Origin of the sequence: Brachybacterium epidermidis (genome assembly GCF_015209585.1) — a bacterium.
Lineage (GTDB): Bacteria > Actinomycetota > Actinomycetes > Actinomycetales > Dermabacteraceae > Brachybacterium > Brachybacterium epidermidis.
The window spans coordinates 1-23643 of record NZ_JADEYR010000017.1 but is presented as its reverse complement, the minus strand read 5'-3'; the positions used below and the strand labels follow the sequence as shown (position 1 = coordinate 23643).

At 71.5% G+C, this 23643-nt stretch carries 20 protein-coding genes and 1 pseudogene; 9 read left to right on the top strand and 12 right to left on the bottom strand.

The window, feature by feature from the left end:
- Positions 1–129: 129 nt before the first annotated feature.
- The 9 genes from IOE58_RS12455 to IOE58_RS12415 all read right to left on the bottom strand — a co-directional run bounded on the left by IOE58_RS12455 (position 130) and on the right by IOE58_RS12415 (position 8983).
- Complete coding sequence (locus IOE58_RS12455; protein WP_193866697.1) at positions 130–1554, bottom strand: sugar nucleotide-binding protein; 1425 nt, start codon at positions 1552–1554, stop codon at positions 130–132.
- 12 nt (positions 1555–1566) lie between these two features.
- Positions 1567–2571: a dTDP-glucose 4,6-dehydratase gene (gene rfbB, locus IOE58_RS12450; RefSeq protein ID WP_193866696.1), complete on the bottom strand. Its 1005-nt coding sequence runs from the start codon at positions 2569–2571 to the stop codon at positions 1567–1569.
- A gap of 193 nt (positions 2572–2764) precedes the next feature.
- Complete coding sequence (rfbA, locus tag IOE58_RS12445; protein ID WP_193866695.1) at positions 2765–3658, bottom strand: glucose-1-phosphate thymidylyltransferase RfbA; 894 nt, start codon at positions 3656–3658, stop codon at positions 2765–2767.
- Between the two features lie 12 nt (positions 3659–3670).
- On the bottom strand, positions 3671–4990 hold the full coding sequence (locus IOE58_RS12440) for a glycosyltransferase family 4 protein (protein ID WP_193866694.1): 1320 nt from the start codon (positions 4988–4990) through the stop codon (positions 3671–3673).
- A complete protein-coding gene (locus tag IOE58_RS12435; protein ID WP_193866693.1) occupies positions 4987–5352 on the bottom strand; it encodes a PRC-barrel domain-containing protein in 366 nt (121 codons plus the stop codon). The genes IOE58_RS12440 and IOE58_RS12435 overlap by 4 nt, the downstream gene beginning before the upstream one ends.
- A gap of 91 nt (positions 5353–5443) precedes the next feature.
- The gene (locus IOE58_RS12430) at positions 5444–6265 is read right to left on the bottom strand and encodes a TetR/AcrR family transcriptional regulator (protein ID WP_193866692.1); all 822 of its coding nucleotides are present in this window, start codon (positions 6263–6265) and stop codon (positions 5444–5446) included.
- A complete protein-coding gene (locus IOE58_RS12425) occupies positions 6262–7488 on the bottom strand; it encodes an aspartate-semialdehyde dehydrogenase (RefSeq protein WP_193866691.1) in 1227 nt (408 codons plus the stop codon). The genes IOE58_RS12430 and IOE58_RS12425 overlap by 4 nt, the downstream gene beginning before the upstream one ends.
- Positions 7485–7937 carry an ACT domain-containing protein gene (locus tag IOE58_RS12420; protein WP_348981980.1) on the bottom strand — a complete coding sequence of 151 codons (453 nt, stop codon included), beginning with the start codon at positions 7935–7937 and terminating at the stop codon, positions 7485–7487. The genes IOE58_RS12425 and IOE58_RS12420 overlap by 4 nt, the downstream gene beginning before the upstream one ends.
- Positions 7865–8983 (bottom strand): aspartate kinase, encoded by a 1119-nt coding sequence (locus IOE58_RS12415; RefSeq protein ID WP_228020040.1) that lies wholly within the window; start codon positions 8981–8983, stop codon positions 7865–7867. Before IOE58_RS12415 ends, IOE58_RS12420 begins: the two co-directional genes overlap by 73 nt.
- A gap of 226 nt (positions 8984–9209) precedes the next feature.
- Here IOE58_RS12415 and IOE58_RS12410 point away from each other — a divergent pair, with 226 nt between their 5' ends.
- The 6 genes from IOE58_RS12410 to IOE58_RS12385 all read left to right on the top strand — a co-directional run bounded on the left by IOE58_RS12410 (position 9210) and on the right by IOE58_RS12385 (position 17651).
- Positions 9210–10622, top strand: a complete 1413-nt coding sequence (locus IOE58_RS12410; protein ID WP_431831709.1) for an IS1380 family transposase — start codon at positions 9210–9212, stop codon at positions 10620–10622.
- A gap of 386 nt (positions 10623–11008) precedes the next feature.
- Positions 11009–11872 (top strand): carbohydrate ABC transporter permease, encoded by an 864-nt coding sequence (locus tag IOE58_RS12405; RefSeq protein WP_228020037.1) that lies wholly within the window; start codon positions 11009–11011, stop codon positions 11870–11872.
- Positions 11873–11887: 15 nt separating this feature from the next.
- Positions 11888–12910 carry a carbohydrate ABC transporter permease gene (locus IOE58_RS12400; protein WP_228020034.1) on the top strand — a complete coding sequence of 341 codons (1023 nt, stop codon included), beginning with the start codon at positions 11888–11890 and terminating at the stop codon, positions 12908–12910.
- 637 nt (positions 12911–13547) lie between these two features.
- On the top strand, positions 13548–14915 hold the full coding sequence (locus IOE58_RS12395) for an ABC transporter substrate-binding protein (protein WP_193866689.1): 1368 nt from the start codon (positions 13548–13550) through the stop codon (positions 14913–14915).
- 243 nt (positions 14916–15158) lie between these two features.
- Positions 15159–16379: an ABC transporter ATP-binding protein gene (locus IOE58_RS12390; protein WP_311199671.1), complete on the top strand. Its 1221-nt coding sequence runs from the start codon at positions 15159–15161 to the stop codon at positions 16377–16379.
- Positions 16380–16604: 225 nt separating this feature from the next.
- Complete coding sequence (locus tag IOE58_RS12385) at positions 16605–17651, top strand: ABC transporter permease (RefSeq protein WP_348981979.1); 1047 nt, start codon at positions 16605–16607, stop codon at positions 17649–17651.
- 141 nt (positions 17652–17792) lie between these two features.
- Here IOE58_RS12385 and IOE58_RS12380 read toward each other — a convergent pair whose 3' ends face one another.
- Together IOE58_RS12380 and recR are read right to left on the bottom strand one after the other, a co-directional pair.
- Positions 17793–19496: a hypothetical protein gene (locus IOE58_RS12380; RefSeq protein WP_193866688.1), complete on the bottom strand. Its 1704-nt coding sequence runs from the start codon at positions 19494–19496 to the stop codon at positions 17793–17795.
- 70 nt (positions 19497–19566) lie between these two features.
- Complete coding sequence (recR, locus tag IOE58_RS12375; protein ID WP_193866687.1) at positions 19567–20160, bottom strand: recombination mediator RecR; 594 nt, start codon at positions 20158–20160, stop codon at positions 19567–19569.
- Positions 20161–20231: 71 nt separating this feature from the next.
- Here recR and IOE58_RS12370 point away from each other — a divergent pair, with 71 nt between their 5' ends.
- The 3 genes from IOE58_RS12370 to IOE58_RS12360 are packed head-to-tail and all read left to right on the top strand — an operon-like array spanning position 20232 to position 22972.
- Positions 20232–21065, top strand: coding sequence for a CDP-alcohol phosphatidyltransferase family protein (locus IOE58_RS12370; protein ID WP_193866686.1), 834 nt, complete (start codon positions 20232–20234; stop codon positions 21063–21065).
- A 33-nt stretch (positions 21066–21098) separates the two neighbouring features.
- Complete coding sequence (locus tag IOE58_RS12365; RefSeq protein ID WP_193866685.1) at positions 21099–22421, top strand: glycoside hydrolase family 125 protein; 1323 nt, start codon at positions 21099–21101, stop codon at positions 22419–22421.
- Positions 22418–22972: a GyrI-like domain-containing protein gene (locus IOE58_RS12360; protein ID WP_193866684.1), complete on the top strand. Its 555-nt coding sequence runs from the start codon at positions 22418–22420 to the stop codon at positions 22970–22972. The genes IOE58_RS12365 and IOE58_RS12360 overlap by 4 nt, the downstream gene beginning before the upstream one ends.
- Here IOE58_RS12360 and IOE58_RS12355 read toward each other — a convergent pair.
- Positions 22966–23643, bottom strand: a pseudogene (locus tag IOE58_RS12355) (DNA polymerase III subunit gamma and tau); the annotation flags it as partial. The gene IOE58_RS12360 and the pseudogene IOE58_RS12355 overlap by 7 nt on opposite strands.

Sequence of the window (23643 nt, the reverse complement as noted above, 5' to 3'; positions counted from 1 at the left end):
CCCGGCCGCTGACACCTCGATGATGTTCGGATAACTCTTATCCTTACATCTCGGGGCGCCGCCCGCCCGGATAACCGCTACCTGTTCCTGACTTCTCCCAGGCAACGGCGCCCCACATGGTGCTCGCCCTCACCCCCGCTGCAGGTACTCCCTCAGCGCACGCATGTGGTCCCGCACCTCGAAGCCGGTGGCCTCGATCTTCGTCAGGTCCAGCGCGGAGTTGCGGGGCCGGGGCGCCACGGTGCCGTCGCCCTCGGCCTTGCCCTGGGCGGCGTAGTACGCAGCGGTGCTCACCGGGTGCACCCGTGCGCGGTCGTGACCGGTCAGGGCGAACACCTCTGCGGCGATGTCGGCCCAGCTCAGCGACTCCCCTCCCCCGCTGAGGTTGTACACCCCGGGCTGCGGCCGCTGCGTGAGCAGGTGGTCGATCGCGGCGGCGAGATCACTGGTGAAGGTGAGGCGGCCGATCTGGTCGTCCACCACAGTCGGGTCGATCCCCCGCTCGGCCAGCTGCGCCATCGTCCGTACGAAGTTCGCGCCCTCGCCGATCACCCAGCTGGTGCGCACGATGTAGTGATCCGGCGCGGTGGCGACCAGCTGGTCGCCTGCGGCCTTGGTCTGCCCGTATACGCCGAGCGGACTGAGCGGTTCGGCCTCGTCGTGCAGCTCTCGCTCACCGTCGAACACGTAGTCGCTGGAGACGTGCACCAACGTGGCCCGCTCCCGCCGGGCCGCCTGCACCAGGCGGCCCACACCGGTGACGTTCACCGCCCAGGCCTCGCGCCTGCCCTCGGGGGCCTCCGCGGCATCGACTGCGGTGTGCGCGGCGGCGTTGACGATCACGGCGTACGGCGAGAAGTCGAAGGCGTCCACGCTCGCGGCGTCGGCGATGTCCAGCTCGTTGCGATCCACGGCGTCGACGTCGGCCCGGCCCTGCCAGCGCTCGGCGAGCGCGCGGCCCAGCTGGCCGCCGGCGCCCACCACCAGGGTGCGGCGCGGCGGCACCGGCGTCACCTCCGAAAGTCGGGGGTGGGCCTTGTCCTTCTCGGACAGCTCCGCCTGCTCCAGGGGGATGGGCCAGGGGATCGCGGCGGTCTCATCGGCCAGGTTCAGGAAGGTGTACTGGGCCTGTGCGGCTTCGGACCAGTGCGCGCTGACCAGGTAGGTGTACGCGGCGGGCGCCTCGAGGGTCTGGAAGGCATTGCCCACCCCGCGCGGCACGAAGATCGCCGTATCGGGGGTGATCTCGTGGTGGTAGGTGGCCCCGAACGTCGGCCCCTCGCGCAGATCCACCCAGGCGCCGAACACGCGGCCGGTGGCCACGGAGATGTACTTGTCCCACGGCTCGGCGTGGATGCCGCGGGTGACGCCCACGGCCTGGTTGAAGGAGATGTTGTTCTGCACGGGGCCGAAGTCCGGCAGCCCGGCGGCCACCATCTTCTGGCGCTGCCAGTTCTCCTTGAACCAGCCGCGCTGATCGCCGTGCACAGGCAGGTCGATCACCAGCAGTCCGGGGATGGGGGTGGAATGGGCGGCGAGCGGCTTGGTGGTCATCTCGTGCCCCCCTCACTGGCCGGTCGCGGCGTACTTGGCCTCGGTGGCCTCTTTCTGGGGGCGCCACCAGGCCTCGTTGGCCCGGTACCAGTCCACGGTGGCGGCCAGGCCCTGCTCGAAGTCGCCGTAGGCGGGCTTCCAGCCCAGTTCCTCGCGCAGACGGGTGGAGTCGATCGCGTAGCGCAGGTCGTGGCCGGGGCGATCGGCCACATGGTCGTAGTCGCCCGCGTCGCGGCCCATGATCTGCAGCAGCAGCTCCACGACCTCCTTGTTGTTCTTCTCGCCGTCGGCGCCGATCAGGTAGGTCTCCCCGATCTGCCCGCGCTCCAGGATCGCCAGCACCGCGGAGGAGTGGTCATCGGCGTGGATCCAGTCGCGCACGTTGGTGCCCGCCCCGTACAGGCGGGGGCGAATCCCGTCGATCAGGTTGGTGATCTGGCGGGGGATGAACTTCTCCACGTGCTGGCGGGGCCCGTAGTTGTTCGAGCAGTTGGAGAGGGTGGCCTGCACCCCGAAAGAGCGCACCCACGCGCGCACCAGCAGGTCGCTGCCGGCCTTGGTGGCCGAGTACGGGCTGGAGGGGTTGTAGGCGGTGGTCTCGGTGAACCGCTGCGGGTCATCCAGCTGCAGGTCCCCGTACACCTCGTCGGTGGAGACGTGGTGGAAGCGGGTGCCGTGCCTGCGGGCCGCCTCCAGCAACGTGTACGTGCCGATCAGGTTGGTGTGCAGGAACGGGGAGGGGTCGGCCAGAGAGTTGTCGTTGTGGGACTCGGCGGCGTAGTGCACCACCGCATCGGCCTGGGCGACCAGCGGGTCCACGGTCGCCGCATCGGCGATGTCCCCCACCACCAGGCGCATCCGCCCCTCCGGCAGGCCCTCCAGCGAGGCCCGGTTGCCGGCGTAGGTGAGCGCATCCAGCACGGTCACGGTGTCATCGGTGTGGGACAGCACGTGATGGACGAAGTTGGAGCCGATGAAGCCGGCTCCACCGGTGACAAGCAGGTGACGAGAGGCCACGGGGACTCCTAGCGCGAGGGTGCTTTTCTGCCATTGTGGCACCTGCCTACGGCGCAGAGCGGCGCAGGCACGGGACGCGCGCTCGCGGCGGGGCGCAGTCCGCCAGCGGAGCGCAGCTGTCGTTTCAGTGCCCTGCAGCCGCGATTCACGCCCGCTCGCGTCGCTGCCGCCCCCTCATCTCGCGCTTCCGCCCTCAGCCCGCGTTCCCGGAGCGGTCGGCCAGTTCCCGCTCGAGCACGTCCAGCAGGTACCGCCCGTACCCGGACTTCACCAGCGGCTCCGCGCGCTCGCGCAGTTCCTGGTCGCTCAGGTAGCCCATGCGCCAGGCCACCTCCTCAGGCGCCCCGATGGACAGGCCCTGGCGATGCTGCACGGTGCGGATGAAGTCCCCAGCAGCGGCGAGGTCATCGAAGGTGCCGGTGTCCAGCCAGGCGGTGCCGCGGGTGAGCACCTCGACCTGCAGGGTGCCCTCCTCGAGGTAGCTGCGGTTGAGGTCGGTGATCTCCAGCTCGCCCCGGGCGGAGGGGGTGAGGGCCTCGGCCCGGGACACCACGGTGTCGTCGTAGAAGTACAGGCCGGGCACGGCGAGGTTGGAGCGGGGCTGGGCAGGCTTCTCCTCCAGGGAGAGGGCACGGCCGGCGTCGTCGATCTCCACCACGCCGTAGGCGGTGGGGTCCTTCACCCAGTAGCCGAACACGGCGGCTCCGTCGAGCTCACGGTAGCGGCGCAGCTGGGTGCCCATGCCCTGCCCGTAGAACAGGTTGTCGCCCAGCACGAGAGCCGCCGGGCCGCCGTCCAGGAAGTCCTTGCCCAGCACGAAGGCCTGGGCGAGGCCGTCCGGGGAGGGCTGCACGACGTACTGCAGGTTCACGCCGAAGCGGGATCCGTCACCGAGGACGCGCTGGAACGCGGCTTGATCCTCCGGGGTGGTGATGATCAGGATGTCGCGGATCCCGGCCAGCATCAGGGTGCTCAGCGGGTAGTAGATCATCGGCTTGTCGTACACCGGCATCAGCTGCTTGGAGACGCCGATGGTCAGGGGGTGCAGTCGCGAGCCGGTGCCGCCCGCCAAGATGATTCCACGCATGGCGCCAGTATGTCAGGGTCGGGCAGGTGCGCCGGAAGCACCCCGACCTGCCGCCACCACCTGCTCCAGGATCCCCAGATACCGCGCAGCGAGCACGTCGTCATCGGCGTGGGCGGCCACCCAGTCCCGGCCGCTGTCCCTCCCGGCCGCCAGGGAGCGGTCAGCCGCGAGGCGGGACCACAGCGTCATTAGGGCGTCCTCATCCTGCGGGGCCAGCACGTCCCCGGCGCCGGCCTCCCGCACCACCTCGGCGGCCTCCCCGTCCAGCAGGGCGGTGATGTGGCGCCGGGTGGCCAGCAGCTCGTACAGCTTGGAGGGCACGGTCCAGGCGAAGGGCTCCCAGTCGCGCAGGGACACCACCACGGTGTCCGCCCACGCGTACTGCTCCTGGACCTCGGAGTGCGGGATCCGGGACAGCACCTGCACCGGCGCGCCCAGCTCATGGGCGAGGGCCGCGAGCGCGGGAGCCTCCACGCCGTGCCCGATCATCCGCACCTGCACCGGCACGCCCCGGGCCCGCAGCCGGGCGGCGGCCCGCACCACGGTCTCCAGGCCCTGGGAGCGGCCCATGTTGCCCAGGTACAGGCAGCGCAGCTCGCGGTGGTGCCCGCGCGGGTGATCGAGCTGGGCGCGCACCCCGGCCAGGTCCGTGCCGTTGCGCACCACCTGGGGGTCATCGATGCCGCGCTCGCGCAGCACCTCGGCGAAGCGACCGGTGGTGGTCACCACCACCTGTGCGCCCTGCTGCCAGCTGGTCACCGCACGGTGCACCGCTTTCTTGGCCCGGCCGATCGCCAGCCCCACTGCCCGCCGCAGCGGGTCCGGGCGCGTGTGGGGGGCGAGCTTCTCGGGCACCGCACCGGCGGGGCCGACGTGGGTGACCAGGTCCGGCCAGGCATCCCGCATCTCGGCCACCAGCGGCACCCGCCAGCGCAGCGCCAGCATCCTGCCCACCAGCAGGCTCGGGACGGCGGGGGCGGTGGCGATCACCACGTCGGGCCGAGTGGAGGTGCGGGCGAAGCGGCACAGCAGCCGGCGCAGCGAGTCCGCCGCGGCCACGGCGTGGTCGGCGGTGCGGGTGCCGATGTCGGAGCGGTGCGGCAGGTAGGCGGTGCGCAGCACGGTCTCCCCGTGGTCTCCGCGCTCGACGGCCCCCACGCGGTGGGTGTGGCGCTGCTGCGGGGTGGGCCTGCCACCCGGGTAGTGCGGAACCGGGGCGGCCACGGTGACCTGGTGCCCGGCATCGACGAACCGCTGGATCAGGGCGGACCAGCGCCGCTGCGGTGCGCCGAACTCGGGCGCGTAGTAGTGCGTGATCAGCAGGATCCTCATGCCCGGGGCGCCTCCTCGATGCCCAGGGCGCGGGCTGCTCGCCGCAGGGTCTGCGGATCGGCGTGCGCGGTGGGTGGCGGCGGGTCCCCCGCGCGGGCGGCGGCTGCATCCACCACCAGGGTGATGTGCTGGGAGGGCGTGCTGACCAGCTCGGCGAGGGAACCGGGGGCGATGGCGACCTCGGGCAGCAGCACGACGCGGCCCCGCAGGCGGCCGATGGTCACGGTGATGGCGGCCAGCTCCCCGGTGGCATCGGTGAGGTAGATGTCCCGCACCCGGCCCACGTGCTCGCCATCACTGCCGCGCACCGCAGCGCCCGACAGCTCCTGGACGTGCTCGGGCGCGGGGGTGCTGCGGGTCACCGGCGGTCGACCTCCTCGACGGGCGCGGCCACGACGGACCCCACATGCCTCTCCGGCAGCGGCGACCGCGCCGCGACCGGCCGGGCCGTGCTCAGCCCTTCAGGTAATGGTGCACCAGTCGGCGCACATCCTCCACCGGATCAGTGGTGACCGACGGCTGCAGCGGGCTCACCGACTGCTCGCGCACCGCCAGACTCAGCAGCAGGGAGAAGGTCGACCGGGCGACGAAGGCGGGGTCGGCGTCGGGCGCCAGGCGGCCTGCCTCCTGGAAGGCGGTGAGCACCGACTCCAGGATGTGCTCGTGCACCAGGCGCAGCCGAGCGATGCGGAAGCGGCCCGGGTGCTCGGGGTTGACGATCTCCGCAGCCAGCGTGGACAGCAGGCCCATGAGGTGCTGGGTGGGATCCCAGGGCCCGGCCAGGGCGGCATCCAGCGCGGCCGGGCTGCCGGAGAGCTCCTCGACCGAGTCCAGCAGTCCCTTGGCGTGGGCCTCCAGGCGGTCGATCACCGACCCCAGCAGCACGTCCTTGGAGGCGAAGTGGTGCAGCATGCCCGGGTGGGAGATGCCCACGCGGCGCGAGATGTCCCGCAGGCTGGACCCGTGATAACCGCGCTCGGCGAACAGCGCCGCGGCGCCGTCAAGGATCTCCTCCCGACGACTGGGGGCCTGCGGGGTGGTGGGGCCGGCGGTCTCCACCGGGGTGTGGACGTTGCGGATCTCCTCGGGCTCGTCCGCAGGCTCGGTGATGCCCTGGCTGAGCGCTCGCAGCGCCCGCGAGATGGGGTCGTAGTCCCCGACCGGCTGCGGGGCGGGGTCGATGACCTCCTCCCCCGCGCGGTCCGAGAGGAACGTGGCCAGCGGGGTAGGGCCCGGGCGGCCGTTGGCCAGCGGGCTGAGCTCGGACATCGTCATCGTTGGTCCTTCCGCGCGAGCAGTTCGGTGATCTGGATGGCGTTGAGAGCTGCACCCTTGCGCAGATTGTCGGCCACGGCGAACAGCACCAGACCGCGACCGTCGGGAACCGACTGGTCCTGACGGATGCGGCCCACGAAGGTGCCGTCGCGACCGGCGGCGTCCAGCGGGGTGGGCAGGTCGGTGACGGTCACACCCTCGGCCTGCTCGAGCACAGCGCGGGCGCGCTCAGCATCCAGGGGCCGTTCGAACTCGGCGTGCACCGCCACGGCGTGCCCCGTCATCACGGGCACCCGCACACAGGTCCCGGCCACCGGCAGCTCCGGCAGGCCCAGGATCTTGCGGGACTCGTGGCGCAGCTTCTGCTCCTCGTCGGTCTCCCCGGAGCCGTCCTCCACCAGGGAGCCGGCCATCGCCAGCACGTTGAAGGCGATCGGGGCGACGTACACCTCGGGATCGCCCAGCTCGACGGCGCTGCCGTCGGTGGCCAGCTGCTCCATGCGATCCGCGCCGGCGCGCAGCTGGGCGGCCAGCTCGGCCACGCCCTTGACTCCGGAGCCGGAGACTGCCTGGTAGGTGGCGATGGTGAGACGAGAGAGGCCCGCCTCCTCGTGCAGCGCCTTCAGGGTGGGCATGGCGGCCATGGTGGTGCAGTTGGGGTTGGCGATGATCCCCCGGGGCCGCTCGTGGATGGCCTCGGGGTTGACCTCGGCCACCACCAACGGCACCTGGTCGTCGCGCCGCCAGGCGGAGGAGTTGTCCACCACCACAGCACCGACCTCCACGAAGCGGGGCGCGAGCGCCTTCGAGGTGGAGCCCCCGGCGGAGAAGATCGCGATGTCCACCCCGCCGTTCGCGGCCAGATCCGCCGCGGCGGCATCCTCCACCGGCAGCTCCAGGCCCGCGTACTGCACCGTGGAGCCGGCGCTGCGCGCGGAGGCGAAGGCACGGATCGCGGAGTGCGGGACGGCGCGCTCGGCCAGCAGGGTGAGCATCACGCGGCCCACCTGGCCGGTGGCGCCGACCACGGCGATCACGGGCCCGTCGGGCGCGTAGCCGGGAGTCCCCGTGAAGTCGGGGGCGGCAGCGGAGTCGGGAGTTGCAGCCACGTCAGCAGTCGCAGTGAAGTCGGGGATCGCAGCGGAGTCCGGCGTGGCGGGGATGTCGGACGTGTCGGGCGCGGCTGCGCCAGGGGCGGCGCTGCGCGGATCCTGCGCGGTCATCGGCCCGTCCCCCCGTACACCACGGCCTCGGTCTGATCGGTGTCCAGGCCGAAGGCCGTGTGGATCACGCGCACCGCGTCGTCCAGGCGGGACTGGTCGGTGACCACGGAGATGCGGATCTCCGAGGTGGAGATCATGTCGATGTTGATGCCGGCCTCACCCAGGGAGCGGAACAGGGTGGCCGAGACGCCCGGGGAAGACTTCATGCCCGCTCCCACCACCGACACCTTGCCGATCTGCTCGTCGTAGCGCACCTCGGTGTAGCCGATGGCCTCATGGGCTGCCTCGATCGCCGCGATCGCGGCCAGGGCGTCGGCCTCCGGGAGGGTCAGGGAGATTGCCACGGTGTCATCGGTGGTGGAGGTGTTCTGCACGATCATGTCGATGTTCGCACCGGCGGAGGCGACCACGTCGAACAGCAGCGCGGCCCTGCCGGGGATGTCCGGCACCTCCACGACGGTGATCTTGCCCTGGCTGCGATCATGCGCGACGCCCGAGATGATCGGGGCCTCCAGACCGGGGACAGCGGACTCGTCCACGGGACCCTCCTGGGTGGGGACGGTGGGGCGGGCAAGGGCGGTGGGATCCGAGGGTCGGATGGCTCACAGGCCTCGATCCGCACCGCATCGGCGTCGGCACCCCGAGTGCCCGCCGCGTCCCACCGAGTGGTCGGGAATGTGGCGTCCGTGCTGGTCGCGGGCGCAACGGCCAGCTCCACGGCACGCCTGACGACGCCCGGATCGATCGGGATCTCCCGCTGCAGGTCGTCGGTGACGATGGTCCCGGGCAGGCCGGAGTACGAGCTGCGCACGTGCAGCGGCACCCCGTAGCGCCGCGCGTACTCCACACTGCGCACCATCAGGATCTTGGCGCCGTTGGCGGCCAGGTCCAGCATCTCCTCGCAGGAGATCAGCGGCACCCGACGGGCCGAGGGCACGATGCGCGGATCGGCGGTGAACACGCCGTCCACGTCGGAGTAGATCTCGCAGACGTCGGCCCCCAGTGCCGCCGCCAGCGCCACCGCGGTGGTGTCCGAGCCGCCCCGGCCCAGGGTGGTGATCTCCTTGCTGAGCTGGGAGACGCCCTGGAAGCCGGCCACGATCGCGACGGCGCCGTCATCGATCGCGTCGCGGATGCGACCGGGGGTGACCTTCTGGATCAGGGCCCTGCCGTGGACGCTGTCGGTGATCAGCCCGGCCTGGGAGCCGGTGTAGGCGCGCGCCTTGACCTCCAGCGCGTTCAGCGCCATCGACAGCACCGCCATCGAGATCCGCTCCCCCGCCGTCAGCAGCATGTCCAACTCGCGCGGCGGCGGCGTGGGGGTGATCTGGGCGGCGAGGTCCAGCAGCTCATCGGTGGTGTCCCCCATAGCGGAGACCACCACGACCACCTGGTGACCGGCCCGGGCGTACAGCGCGATCCTGTCCGCCACGCGCTTGACGGACGCCGCGTCGGCCACGGACGACCCGCCGAACTTCTGGACCACCAGGCTCATGGGGCGACTCCTCGGGTTGCGGGGACGATGCGGGGCCGGCCGGGCTGCAAGGGCTGTGAGGGGTCAGGGATCCCCTGGCCAGGGTGGCGCCGGTGATCATTCTAGCCTCGAGTTTTCATAGCGGTGTGGTCTCGATGGGTGGGAGGCATAGAGAAAGGTGCTCCTGGCCTGGGATGATACGGGGTGTTGAAGCTCGTAGCCATCCGCCGGAAGGAGCACCTTTCAGGTGTCCCACCCTACCTTGTTCTTCTACCCCCGTCCGCGCGTGGACATCGCTGAGGTCCCGGCCCTCTCGCATGCTGGTGCGGTGCTGCTGACCGACACGATCCACGCCACCGGCCTCGCCTCTTCGCTGCGGGAAGCACTGGCTCCGTGGACGAAGCCGCTGGCCGAGCACCACGCGGCGAAGGTCCTGCTGGACCTCGCACTCACTCTCGCAATCGGCGGGGAGCATGCTTCGGATACTGATCTGCTGCGTTGCGAGCCGGGCCTGTTCGGTGATGTCGCCTCGGCCCCGACGATCTCCCGCACGCTCACCACCCTCGCCCAGGACGCGCCCACCGTGATCGAGGCGATCTCGAAAGCCCGCCGGGCCGCGCGTGAACAGGCCTGGGCCCTGGCCGGAGACCATTCCCCGACTGTGGGGGCGAGCGTGAAGAGCCCGCTGGTCATCGACCTCGACGCCACCCTGATCACCGCCCACAGTGAGAAGGAGCAGGCCGCACCGACGTTCAAACGCGGCTTCGGATACCACCCGTTGTGTGCGTTCCTTGACCACGGCAGCGACGGGCCCGGGGAACCACTGGCGATCCAGCTGCGCCCCGGCAACGCCGGCTCCAACACCGCCGCTGATCACATCACCGTCACCCGTGACGCTCTGGCCCAGCTGCCTGCGGGCCTGCTGGCCCGGGGCGGGCGGGGGTCGAAGAAGATCCTGATCCGCACCGACGGGGCCGGCGGCACCAAAGACTTCCTGGCCTGGCTCCAGCGGCAGCGTCTGGCCTACTCGGTCGGGTTCACCCTCCCTGCGAACACGCCTGACCTACTGGAACGTATCGACGAGGCAAAGGCGTGGACCCCCGCCTACGACAGCGAGGACGAGGGGATCCGCGAGGGGACATGGGTGGCGGAGCTGACCGGGCTCCTTGACTTAGCCGCGTGGCCTGCCGGGATGCGGGTGATCGTGCGGAAGGAACGTCCTCATCCTGGGGCGCAGCTGCGGATCACCGATCACGAGGGGATGCGCATCACCGCGTTCGCCACCAACTCCCCGCGCGGCCAGCTTGCCGTCCTGGAACTGCGGCACCGTCGCCGTGCACGCTGCGAAGACCGAATCCGTAACGCCAAGGACATGGGCCTTGAGAAGTTCCCGCTGCAGTCCTTCGCGCAGAACCAGATCTGGTGCCAGATCATCCAACTCGCCTCCGAGCTCGTCGCCTGGATGCAAACCATCGCCTTCAGCAGGCACGACGCGAGGAAATGGGAACCCAAACGGCTCCGCGCGCGGTTGTTCGAGATCCCCGCGACCCTCGTGCGCCGCGCCCGGCACAAGGTCCTCCACCTCGCCGAACATGCACCCGAAGCCGTGAGGGTCCTGACCGGCGTCAACCGGCTCCGCACCACCGTCGCACAGACCTAACCCGGCGAGACCACCCGCCCCTACGACCAGCAGCTCCTCTTCTCGGGAGTGGAACCCGACCGCCCGCAACGGACACTGCGACGATCTGTCATACCCGAATGCCAGAATCAGCAGCTCAACACCGGCAACGACGCCGACCCACCCCGCTCACCAGCCCCATGAAACATCGAGGCTAGGATCCACAGGGCGCTCGTGTGCGCCGTGTTCGCGCGGATGAACGCGGATGTCGCCATGCGCGATCCCCGGCCCGACCACCGGTGATGGACAGGTGTCGGTCGAGGGGCCGGGCAGGCCTGCTATAGGTTGAGCCGGTACCCGGGCTATAGGTTGAGCCGGTACCCGGGGCTGCTGCCAGGCACCCACGCACACCGCGACGGAGGGGCATGATGAACGCTCGGCGACCGCTGATCGGCTGGCTGCTGATCGCCCCGAGCCTGATCGGCGTGAGCGCCTTCCTGATCCTGCCGGTGGTGCTGGCCTTCGTGATCTCGCTGTTCCGCTGGGACCTGCTGGGCACCCGCCAGTTCGTGGGACTGGAGAACTACACGAGCCTGGTCACCGGCGGCGCACTGACCAACTCCCTGCTGGTCACCGCCATCTTCACGCTGATCTCGGTGCCGGTGTCGCTGGCGGTGGGGCTGCTGCTGGCCACCCAGCTGGTGCGGGCCCTGCCCGGCTCGGCGATCGTGCGGGTGATCGTGGTGATCCCCTGGGTGTGCGCACCCCTGGCCCTGGGCGTGGTGTGGAAGTGGATCTTCCAGCCGTCGGTGGGTGCACTGAACCAGATCCTGGGCGTGCGCATCGAGTGGCTCACCGACCCGCAACTGGCCCTGCCGGCGGTGGCCTTCGTGGCGATCTGGCAGAACGTCGGGTACATCTCGCTGTTCTTCCAGGCGGGGCTGGGCAAGATCCCCACCTCGATCTACGAGGCGGCCACCCTGGACGGCGCCGGGTCATGGCAGCAGATGCGGCACATGACCATCCCCCTGCTGCGCCCCACCACGTTCTTCCTGGCCATCACCCAGGTGGTGGCCAGCTTCCAGGTGTTCGACATGGTGTACGCCCTCACCGGCGGAGGCCCCCAGCACCGCACCGAAGTGATCGCCACCCTGATCTACAACGAGGCCTTCGTGGCCTCCCGCCTGGGCCGCGCCAGCGCCGTGGCGGTGATCCTGTTCGTGATCCTGGTGATCATCACCCTGGTCCAGCAGCGGTACTTCTCCCGCCGCATCACCTACGACATGAGCTGAGAGGAGGCGGGGACGATGACGACAGCGAGCACCGACGGCGCTCCGCAGAGCAACGGCGGCAGTGCGCACGCGGACGGCAGTGCGCACGACCGCAGCAGCGCAGGCGGCCAGCGCGGCGTACGCGGCCTGCACGGCCAGCGCAGCGCCCACGCCCAGCGCGGCTCACGCGGCCAGCGCAGCGCCCGCGCCCAGCGCAGCGCAGGCGGCCTGCACGGCCGGCGCCTCCTGCACCACCTCGCCACCTATGCGGTGCTGCTGGTGGCCGCGTTGCTCACCCTGGCCCCGTTCCTGGTCTCGGTGATGACCGCCTTCACCTCGCGCCAGCAGTTCGCCCAGCAGGGCCCACTGGCGGTGCCGGACCCACCGGTGCTGGAGAACTTCGTTCGGTTGTTCACCGATCCCGAGGGCTTCGTGACCCCGGTGGCGGTGACGGTGCAGATGGTGGCGGTGATCCTGGCCGGGCAGATGGTGTTCTCCGTGCTGGCCGCGTACGCCTTCGCCCACGTGCGCTTCCCGGGCCGGGACATGCTGTTCTGGGTGTACGTGGCCACCCTGATGGTGCCGCAGGTCGTGGTGGTGGTGCCGCTGTACCTGATGATGAGCGAGATGGGGCTGCGCGACACCTTCTGGGCGCTGGTGCTGCCGTTCGTGCTGGGCTCGCCGTACGCCATCTTCCTGCTGCGGGAGAACTTCCGCTCGGTGCCCTCGGAGCTGATGGACGCCATGCGGATCGACGGCGCCGGCACCGGTCGTCTGCTGTGGAACCTGGTGGTGCCGCTGAACCGGCCGATCATCGTGACCCTGGTGCTGATCACGGTTGTCACCCACTGGAACAACTTCATGTGGCCGATGGTGATCACCTCCGGCCCCACCTGGCGCGTGATCACGGTTGCCACCTCCGCCCTGCAGTCGCAGTACAACAACAACTGGACCCTGGTGATGGCCGGGACCACCCTGGCGATGCTGCCGCTGGTGATCCTGATGGTCGTGTTCCAGAAGCAGATCACCCGCTCGGTGGGCGAGACCACGCTGCGCTGAACCGGACTGCCCGGCCCAGCCAGCCCAGCCCGCCCAGCTAGTCCGCCCCGGCCGGCCCGCCGACCAGCCCCGACCAGCCCCGACCAGCCCCGACCAGCCCCGACCAGCCCCGACCAGCCTGCCCCAGCTAACCCGCTATGTCCGATTCGCTGGCGACGGGACGGAATCGCCGATTTCGGGGCTGAAATGCAGCCGGTGCCTCACGGGCGTCCCGTGCTTCGTCAGCACCCGCGCAGCCCAGCTGGCCCGCCCCAGCTGGCTAGCCCGACCAGCCCGCCCCAGCCGCCCCCAGCCAGCCCGCTATGTCCGATTCGCTGGCGATGGGACGGAATTGCCGATTTCAGGGCTGAAATGCAGTCGGTGCCTCACTGGCGTCCCGTGCTTCGTCAGCACCCGCCAGCCCAGCCAGCCCAGCAAGCCCACCCCAGCCCAGCCCAGCAAGCCCGCCCCGGTTAGCCCAGCCAGCCCAGCCCAGCTGGCTCGCCCCGGCCAGCCCGCCCCAGCCAGCCCACCCCACGTCACGATCCGGTCTCCCCCCCCATACCCCCTGCGGTTATCGCCATAATGAACCCACCAGCCCGCTCCCCTCACCCCGGATCAGCCGGGACGCACCGGGGGCAGAACGGAAGGATCCGCCATGCTGAACCGCCGCACAATGCTCGCCTCCCTCACCGCCGCCGGTCTCGCCGGTGCGGCGGTCGCCTGCTCCCCCTCCGCCCAGGACGGCGGATCCGGTGGTGGCAACAGCGGGGGCAACGGTGGCAGCGACGGCGGCGGGGGCAGCAACGGCACCCTGACGTTCCGCCTGTGGGACGAGCTCGCCCAGCCCGCCTATGAGGAGTCCTTCGCCGCCTTCACCGAGCAGTCCGGCTGGCAGGTCAACATCGACCTGGTCGCCTGGGGTGACTACTGGACACGCCTGCCCCTGGACGTGGCCAGCGGTGATGCAGCCGACGTGTACTGGATGAACTCCGCCAACTACGTGCTGTATAAGGACTCCGGCGACCTGCTGGACATCAACGAGGTGCTGCCCGACGCCGCTGACCAGTGGGAGGACAGCGTCGTGGAGCTCTACTCCCGCGACGGCGGCCTGTGGGGTGTGCCGCAGCTGTGGGACTCGATCGCGCTGTTCTACAACAAGCAGCTGGTGGACGAGGCGGGCGTGGACCCGTCGGCCCTGGAGTTCGATCCGTCGGCCGAGACCGACTCGCTGCGCGAGGCGGCCACCAAGCTCACGCTGGACGGTGAGGGTCGCCATCCCGGCGAGGACGGCTTCGATGCCGATGGCCGCGCTCAGTTCGGCTTCAACTCGCAGGCCGACCGGCAGGCGATCATCGGCCCGTTCCTGGCCTCCAACGGCGCCCAGTGGCAGCAGGACGATGCGTACGTCTTCGCCTCCGAGGAAGGCATCGCGGCCTTCCAGTACATGGCGGACCTGGTGAATGTGGATCAGGTGGCACCGAGCGCGGCGGACACCAACGAGAACGGCGACTTCAGTCGCGACCTGTTCACGCAGGGGAAGCTGGGGCTGTTCCAGTCCGGCCCCTACAACCTGGGCAACATCTTCGATGGCGTGGCCGACAGCTTCGAGTGGGCGATCGCCCCGCCGGTGGCCGGGCCCGAGGGTGCGAAGTCGCTGGTGCACGGCGTGGTCGCGGTGGGCAATGCGAAGGCCCCCGAGGACAAGCAGGAGGGCATCAAGGCGCTGCTGGAGTGGCTGGGCAGCGCGGACGGGCAGCGCCCCCTGGCCGAGCAGGGCGTGGCCTTCCCCGGCCACAAGGAGGCGCAGGACGCGTTCATCTCCTTCTGGGACGAGAAGGGGGTGGACGTGAGCGTGTTCGTGGAGGCGGCGAAGAACCCTGCGGAGGCCGATACCGGCGCTCGCGCCAATGCCGGCCTGACCGCCGCCATCCCGATCTTCCAGGAGGTCTTCATCGGCCGCCTGCCCGCCTCCGAGGGCATCCCCCAGGCGCAGGAAGAGGGCAACGCCGCCATGCAGGTGTGAGGCGAGCAGCCTCCCGGTGAGCTGGGCGCTGCGGAGCCGACGTGCTGCGCGCCGGGCACTGGACGCCCGTTGTCGGTGTCGGGGCCCTGAAAGCGGGGCGCATCTGAGAACCACACAGTGGTTCTGAGGTGCGTCCCGCTCTCAGTGCCTCCGGTGGCCCCTCCACTGACCCTGCACGAATCGTTCCCGTAATGTGCCCGAGTCCCGCCCCCGTCACGTCCCGGGGCATGGCAGGCTCAGCGCATGATGCAGACCACACCGCCGCCCGGGGGCACGGGACGCGAGGGACAGGCCGCTGACGGGCACCAGGAAGGCCGCGAGCCCGGCCACACGGTCCACCCCAGCTACGACTACGGCGACACGGACGGGTACGGCGGCGCCAGCGGGGCGGCACCGGAAGGCGGCCCGGAGCACGGCCCGGGCGAACCGGCCTGGGGGGCGCCCCCACCTCGGCCTCGCGACCACGCCGTCGCCGCCTCACCCCACGCCGTCGCCGCCTCACCCCACGCGACCGACGGGCCCGGCATCCGCGCCGAGCACGTGAGCCGGGCCTTCGGCAGTGTGCAGGCGGTGCTGGACCTCAGCTTCGAGGCACCGCGCGGCGCGGTCACAGCGCTCGTCGGCCCCAACGGATGCGGGAAGTCCACGCTGATGCTGATGCTGGCCTCCCTGCTGGCACCCGACTCCGGTCGGGTGCTGATCGGAGGCATCGACCCCACGAAGGACTCCCCCGCGGTGCGCCGCGCCGTGGGCTGGATGCCCGACCAGTTCGGGGCGTGGGACTCCCTGCGCGTGGCCGAGGTGCTGGAGGTGATGGGTCGGGCCTACTTCCTGCCCTCACGGCAGGTCTCCACCCGGGCGATGGAGCTGCTGGACCTCATGGACCTGCAGACCCTCGCGCAGCAGCCGGCGCACGTGCTCTCCCGCGGGCAGAAGCAGCGCCTGGGCCTGGCTCGCGCCATGGTGCACTCCCCGCAGGTGCTGATCCTGGACGAGCCCGCCTCGGGCCTGGATCCGGCCTCGCGCCGACGCCTGCTGCGAGTGGTGCGGCAGACCGCCTCCGACGGCACCACCGTGCTGGTCTCCAGCCACATCCTCTCCGAGCTGGAGGAGATGGCCGACCACGTCGTGTTCATGGACGCCGGCCGCGTGGTGGACGCCAGCAGCATCCGCGCCCTCGCCGCCCGGCCCCGCACCTGGAAGGTGGGGTCGTTGGACCACGACGCCCTGATGCGGGCTCTCGAGGCCGTGGGGGTGCAGCACAGCGGCGTCGCCCCACCGGACAGCACGGCCAGCGGGCATGCGGAGGCCACCTTCCGGCTGCCCGACGAGGCGACCGCAGCCCGACTGCTGGCGGACCTGACCGCCCAGGGCGCCCGCATCGTCTCCTTCGGGCCGGCGACCGGCAGGCTCGAAGCGGCGTACCTCTCCTCCGCCGCAGCTCAGCGACAAGGAGCCCTGTGATGAGCACTCCCCCTCCGCCGCAGGGCCCGAGCCCGCAGGCCCCTGCACCCTCTGCCGGCCCCACGCCCTCGACAGGCCCCGCGCCCTCGACCGGCCCGCGCCCTCTGCCGGCCCCGCGCCCTCGACCGGCCCCGCACCCTCGACCGGCCCGCGCCCTCGACCGGCCCCGCGAGCGCGCCCTTCGCCAACGGCGCGCTCGCACTGCGCCTGCGCGGACTGGGCCTGGTGACCTCCCTCGAGCTGCGCCAGCGCATCCGCTCGCGCCGCTGGTACGTGGCGCTGGGCCTGTGGACGGTGGCGCTGCTGCTGCTCGGACTGGTGATCCTGGCGCCGACGGCCATGTTCACCGGGTACGTCGCCTTCCGCGAGACCTCCCGAGTGGTGTTCAGCCTGCAGATGCTGCTGGTGCTGTTCGCGATGCTGCTGGTGCTGCCGGCGATGTCTGCCGGGTCCATCAACGGTGACCGCAGCGCCGGCACCCTGGCCACGCTGCAGTCCAGCCTGGTCTCTCCTCTGGAGATCGTGCTGGGCAAGCTGCTGGCCGGGTGGCTGACGGGCCTGGCTTTCTTGCTGCTGGCGCTGCCGTCGGTGCTGCCCACGGCCCTGCTGGGCGGAGTGGGCCCGCTGTACCTGCTGCGGGTGCTGCTGGTGATCGCCGCGCTGGCCCTGTGCGTGACCGCGGTGGGCCTGGGGCTCTCGGCCATCACCGCCCGGCAGCTCGGCTCGGTGGTGCTGGCCTACGTGGCGGTGTTCGGGGTGACCGTGGTGGGGCCGATCATGTGGGGCTCCTCAGCGGCGTTCCTTCAGGAGGAGCGCGAGGTCACCGCCTACTACGACGACTACGACTTCAGCGACGGCACGGACGACTCCTGGAGCCAGGCGCGCTGCGTGCGCGAGCTCGACGAGCGCACCGTGGTGCGCCTGGACATCTCCCAGCCGCTGATCTGGCCCAACCCCGTGCTGCTGCTGGCCGACGTGGCCCCGCCCATGCCGCGGTCGACCATGTCGGCCGACGAGGAGCCGTGGGACCTGCTGCAGCTGATGCAGCTGGGCCTGCGGCATGCCACCCAGCCCCTGCATCCCAGCAACTTCAACCACTGCTCACTGGACGCCGAGGGGTACCCGTCGGAGCTGGGCAGTCCCGCCAACCGGCCGATCTGGCCCCTGGGGCTGGGCTGCTGGTTCCTGGCGGGCGGTGCGTCCCTGGCCCTGGCCACGTGGCGCCTCGCGGTGCCGATCAGGATGCTCGGCAAGGGGATCCGGATCGCCTGAGTCCGGGCCGACGAACGGCGCCGACCCGGCGGGCCGTCCCTCGCACGGCTGGCCCGCGTGCCGACCCGGCGGGCCGTCCCTCGCACGGCTGGCCCGCGGCCCGACCCTGGGGGCCGACCGGTCCCCAGCGACCCCGTCGCCTCAGCGCTCCCGCAGGCCTGTGATGCTGTCGGGGATCTCGTGCCCGCGCGACTGGCCGTCCTGGGGTGGGGCCTGGAAGGTCGAGCCCTCCCCGCCGAAGTCCGGCAGCTGTCCGGCGGCGACGTCGGCCGCGCGCGCCTCGGTGGTGCGGGCCCCGGGCAGGGACTCGTCGATCCACAGCCGCTCCCCGGCCGCATCCAGGTCGAACAGCTCCAGGGAGTGGTCCTTGCCGTCGGCCTGCAGGCGCTGGCGCAGGTGGGCGCGCACGGCGGGATCGCGGGCCCGATCGGCGCGGGTGCCGATGTCCGGCGCCACCAGAGCATGCTCGGTCTCCCGGCGCATGTACCGGTGGGCGGGCCCGTAGAACACGTCCCGCAGCCCGTTGCGCATCGCGGCGACCGTGCCCGCACCCAGCAGCGGCACCCCCACCAGCGCGCCCAGCATGATCCAGGTCCAGGCCAGGCCCGTGGCGGCCCCGAGCAGCTCGAGCAGCAGCGCCACCAGTACGATCGCCAGCAGCGCGGCCCCGGCGGTGATCCATCCGGTAAGGCCCACCACCCTGGCCTCCCAGGGGTTCACCCGTGCGCGGTGCGCCCACGACGGGTAGGAGCGCTGGTCGGTGACTTGCTCTCTCTGGGATGCCGACAGGGCCGCGGCCAACGCCGGTGCGGTCGCAGTAGCCACCCCCGCCACGGCCAGCACCAGGAACGCCCCCATGATCACCGGCAGGCTCAGCGGGGCGGACTGCACGGCCTCCAGGTCCTGCCCCATGCCGGTGAACACGGTGACGACATCGGCGATGCCGAACACCATCACGCCCAGGCACAGCAGCGCCGGTGCCACCCACCGCAGCCAGGCCTCACCGGAGTGCAGCAGCGCGTATCCCATGCCCCGCGGGGTGAGGGCGCCGCCGGCCTCGGGCGTGCCCAGGTTGGGCGGCAGGTGCCGGCGGTCCTGAGCCAGCACCTTCTTCGCGGCGGTGCGACGCTGGTCGTGGTCACGGTCCAGGCGGGCGGTGGTCTCCAGTGCACTGGCGGGGGTCACGCCGAGCACGCGCGGCGCGCTCACCCAGGCGCGGATCCACACCCACGCCAGCATGATCGCCAGCAGGCCGGCGCAGGCCGCGGTGAGCGGTCCCGCGCTCAGGCTGGGCCAGTGCAGCAGCGGCACCCGCCCGAAGGGCTGGCTGACCAGCAGCAGCAGGATGGCGGTGCCCACCAGGGGCGGGGCCATCAGCACCGCGGTGATGCGGGTTGCGACCTGCCGCTGGAAGCCGGCCTCACTGAGATGGTGCTGCGGGTTGATCCCGGAGATCGCCCGGGACGCCAGTGGCAGCAGGGCCACGCTCAGTGCGGTGGCACCGGCGGGCAGGAACAGGGCGGCCGTCCACAGCCCGGCGGAGGTGAAGCCCAGCGATCCCAGCGCGACCCGCAGGTACACCGGCTCGAACAGGCCCACCAGCAGGCTGAGCAGCCAGTACGTGGGCGAAGCCCCGGTGACGTAGAGGAACAGCAGCACGTACCACAGGCCGATCAGCACCAGGGCGGGCATCCACGCGATGCGCAGCAGGCGGCGGGTGATGGCGGCGCGCGAGTCGACCAGGATCTCCCCGGGCGGCACCAGGGAGGGGGGATCCTCAGGCAGGCGCACGGGTGGCGGCAGGTCCGTCAGCGGCGGCAGGGCGCGATCGAACGGCGAGGTCATCGCTGCTCCCTTCTCCCGCGTCGGGCGGTGGCGGATGGATGGGGCGGCCGGTGGGGCCGACGCGCGGGCTTCACACGCTGCGCCTGCCCAGGAAGGCACGGCCCAGCGTCATCTCGTCGGCGTAGTCGAGGTCCCCGCCCACGGGCAGGCCGGAGGCCAGGCGGGTGACCGTGATCTCCAGCGGCCCCAGCAGTCGGGAGAGATAGGCGGCGGTGGCCTCCCCCTCGATGTTCGGGTCCAGCGCCAGGATCACCTCGGTGGTCTCCCCGGTGCCCAGGCGCTTCATCAGCTCGGTGATGCGCAGATTGCCCGGGCCCACGCCGCCGATCGGGTCGATCGCACCCCCGAGCACGTGATAGCGGCCCTTGAACTCGCGGATCCGCTCGATGGCCACGATGTCCTTGGACTCCTCGACCACGCAGATCACCTCGTCGCTGCGGCGGGGATCGGTGCAGATCCGGCAGCGGTCCTCGGCCGAGACGTTCCCGCACACCTCGCAGAACCGCACCGTGTCCTTGACCTTCACCAGCACCTCGGCCAGGCGCCGCACGGCGGCGTCATCGGCGTCCAGCAAGTGGAACGCGATGCGCTGGGCCGACTTGGGGCCGATGCCCGGCAGCTTGCCGAGCTCGTCGATGAGGTCCTGGACGATGCCTTCGTACACCCGTCCAACTGTAGTTGCCCTGGCTGACACCCGAACGCCTGGTGCATCGCGAGCCCTGGCAGACTTGGCGAATGCTCCACCGCCGCGCCTCCCGCATCCGTGACACGACCCGCTCCCGTGGCGCGGCTGGCACTTCCGGGGATGCGGCTGACCGCTCCCGGGACCGCTGGGCCCGTGCCCTGCACCTGGGCTCCGCCCCTCTGGTCGCCGGCGCCCTGTGCGCAGCCGACGGTCTCGGTCCGCTCCGGGGCGCGATCTCTGCCGGGACGGCACTGGCAGGCGGGATCCTCACCGAGGTGCTGCTGGGACCGGAGCCGCTCACGCGCGCCGATCACGTGACCCGGGTGCGCGCCTCGCTGATCGCGGCGCTAGCGGGCCGCCTGCTCGCGAGCCGCCTGCTCGCGGACGCAGACCTCGAAAGCGGTGCCGATGGGAGCAAGGCCCGCCTCCGCACCATCCCGCAGGCAGCATTGTTCACCCTCGCCATCGGCCTGGACGCGATCGACGGGCAAGTGGCGCGCCGCACCGGCTGCACCACCTCGCGCGGCTGGCGCTTCGACCTGGAGGCCGACGCCGCGGCTATCGCGGTGCTGTCGGCCGCGATGCTGCACCGCACCCGCTGGGTGGTGGTGCCCGGCGCACTGCGCTACGTGTTCGGGGCGGCGCGGCAGCTGGTCCCGGCCCTGCGGGGCGAGCTGGAGCCGCGCCTGTCGCGCCGGGTGATCGCCGGCGGGTCGATGGTGGCGCTGGTGGCGACCACGTGGCCCATGGTCCCGCAGCGTGCCGTCCGCGCGCTGACGGGCGGGGCCGCGATAGCGCTGTCGGCCTCCTTCGCCCGGGACGGCGCGGATCTGCTGCGCGGATTCGGCGCGAACGCCTCCCCCGGGCAGGGCCGCCCCCGCTAGCCTTGACGTTCACATCCGCTTCCGAGGAGAGTCATGGTCCAGCTGCCCGACACCCTGCTCGACGCCGTCCACGAGAGACTCCTGGACGGCCTGGGGGAGGCCGGCTCCAGCCAGGAGATCGCCGGCCGCGTCATCGCCTACCTGCGCAACACGGCCGAGACGACGGTGAGCGTGGAACCGGACGGCACCACGTTCGTGATCACCGGGGACATCCCGGCGATGTGGCTGCGGGACTCCGCCGCCCAGCTCACCCCGCTGCTGCGCCTGGTGGTGGGCGAGGTGGGCTCCGCGGAGGACCGAGCGGGGCTGGTGTCCCTGCTGTCGGGCCTGCTGCGCCGCCACTGGCAGTACATCGTGATCGACCCGTACGCCAACGCCTTCAACCGCCACCCCGACGGCTCCTCCTGGGACGGCGACGAGACCGATCGGGACAACCCCTGGGCCTGGGAGCGCAAGTTCGAGCTGGACTCCCTCTCCTACGGGCCGGACCTGGCCTGGCGGGTGTGGAAGGCCACCGGGGACACCTCCTGGGCCGATCAGGAGTTCCTGCCCGCGGCCCGCGCGATCCTGGAGACGGTGCGCACCGAGCAGCACCACGAGGAGCGCTCCCCGTACCGCTTCCGCCGCCCCGGCGTCCCTGCCCAGGACACCCTGGCGCGGGACGGCCTGGGCGGCCTGACGGAGCCGACGGGCCTGGTGTGGGCGGGCTTCCGGCCCAGCGACGACACCTGCGAGCTGGGCTACAACATCCCCGGCAACCATTTCCTGGCGCTGGCCCTGGAACGGCTCGGGGACCTGCTGGAGCACGTGGCGGGTGAGGCGGACGATGCCGCCGAGGCGCGTCGACTCTCCGCCGAGATCCGTCAGGCGCTGGACGAGCACGGCCAGATCGACGGACCGGAGGGTGAGCGGATCTGGGCCTACGAGGTCGACGGCCGCGGCAATCACGTGTTCCTGGACGACGCCAACGTGCCCAGTCTGATGGCGTTGCCGTACCTGGACTGCTCCGATGCCGCCGATCCGCTGTACCGGGCCACCCGCGCGGCGGTGCTCTCCCGCGCCAACCCGTACTACTTCGCCGGCCTGTACCTGGAGGGCGTGGGCTCCCCGCACACGCCGAAGGACCACGTGTGGCCGATCGCGAAGAACATCGAGGGTCTCACCAGCGGTGACGACGCCGAGAAGCGCCGCATCCTGGAGCAGCTGATGCGCACCGACGGCGGCACCGGGATGATGCACGAGGGCGTCCACGTGGACGATCCCACGATCTTCACCCGCGAGTGGTTCTCCTGGTCGAACTCGATGTTCTGCGAGCTGGCGCTGGACCTGGCGGGCATCCACAGGACCCAGCGATGACGTCGATGCCGCACCCCTATGATGCGAGCGAGCCGTTCACAGCCAGCCGTGTGGTGGAGGCACCGGAGATCCCCACTGCGGTGGTGAAGCTGGACGACTTCCCGATGTACGAGATGTCCTCCCTGATGGACGGCACGTTCTCGCACCTGGCCGATGCCCTGGCCGAGGTGGGGATCCACCCGATCGGGCCGGCCGTGGTGCTGCACCACCGGATGCCGGTGGACACGGCGGATCTGGAGGTGGGCTTCCCCGTGGATTCCCCTCTCACCGAGACCCTCACGCTGCCCAGCGACTACGAGGTGGTGGGCTCGGTGCTGCCCGGGGGTCGCGTCGCCGCGATCTCCCACATGGGTGCCTACGGGGGCCTGGCGGAGACCTGGGGCGCGTTCACCGAGGACATCGGCCGGGACGGGGAGCAGATGACATACCCGTTCTGGGAAATGTACGTGAGCGTGCCCTCCCCCGACGTCGACCCGGCGGCGCTACGCACGGACCTGTTCAGCCTGCTCGAGCCGCGCGGCGAGCGCGTAGCACCGGGCCCGGTTCAGTAGTCCGGGCGCTCCTCGATCACCTCGAGCACCTTCCCGCCCAGCACGGACTCGATGACCTCGCGCCCGGAGCGGCGAGTGTACTCGGCATCCTCGTCGTCCCGGGTGGCACCGCCGGTGGGATCATCGTCCGGCTCGTCCGCGCCACCGGCCTCCCCCGGTGCGGCCTGCTTCCCCTTGACCACTCCGAAGCGCCGACCTGCATGCCGGGAGGCGTGCGCGGCCTCGCGCGCCAGGTCGGCCCCGGAGCGAGGACGCTGCGGCGCGGGTTCGGATTCGAGCTCGGGTGCAGCAGGCGCCGGCTGGGCCGCCGTCACCGAGGCGACCACCGATGCAGCAGCGGGCTCACCGGTCGACTGTGCGGTGGACTCCGCCGGCTTCGAGTGCACCACGCGCCCCTCGGCGATGGCACGGCGCAGGGCTGCCTGGCCGTAGGTGCGCGGCTCTCCCTCGGGGAGGCTGTCGCGGCCCTCGTCCTCAACCACGGGGATGTCCTCGTCGGCGGGCGGGGCCGGCGGGGCGGGCGGGGGGGCGCGGGGGCCTGGGGGCCCGGGCGGGCGGCGGCGGGGGCGCGCCGGGCGCGGTGCGCGGGCGAGCGGGCGGCGGCGGGGCGGCGCGGGCGGCGGGGCGTGAGGGGTGGCGGGGTGGGCGGCCGGGGAGACCCGCAGGGGGAT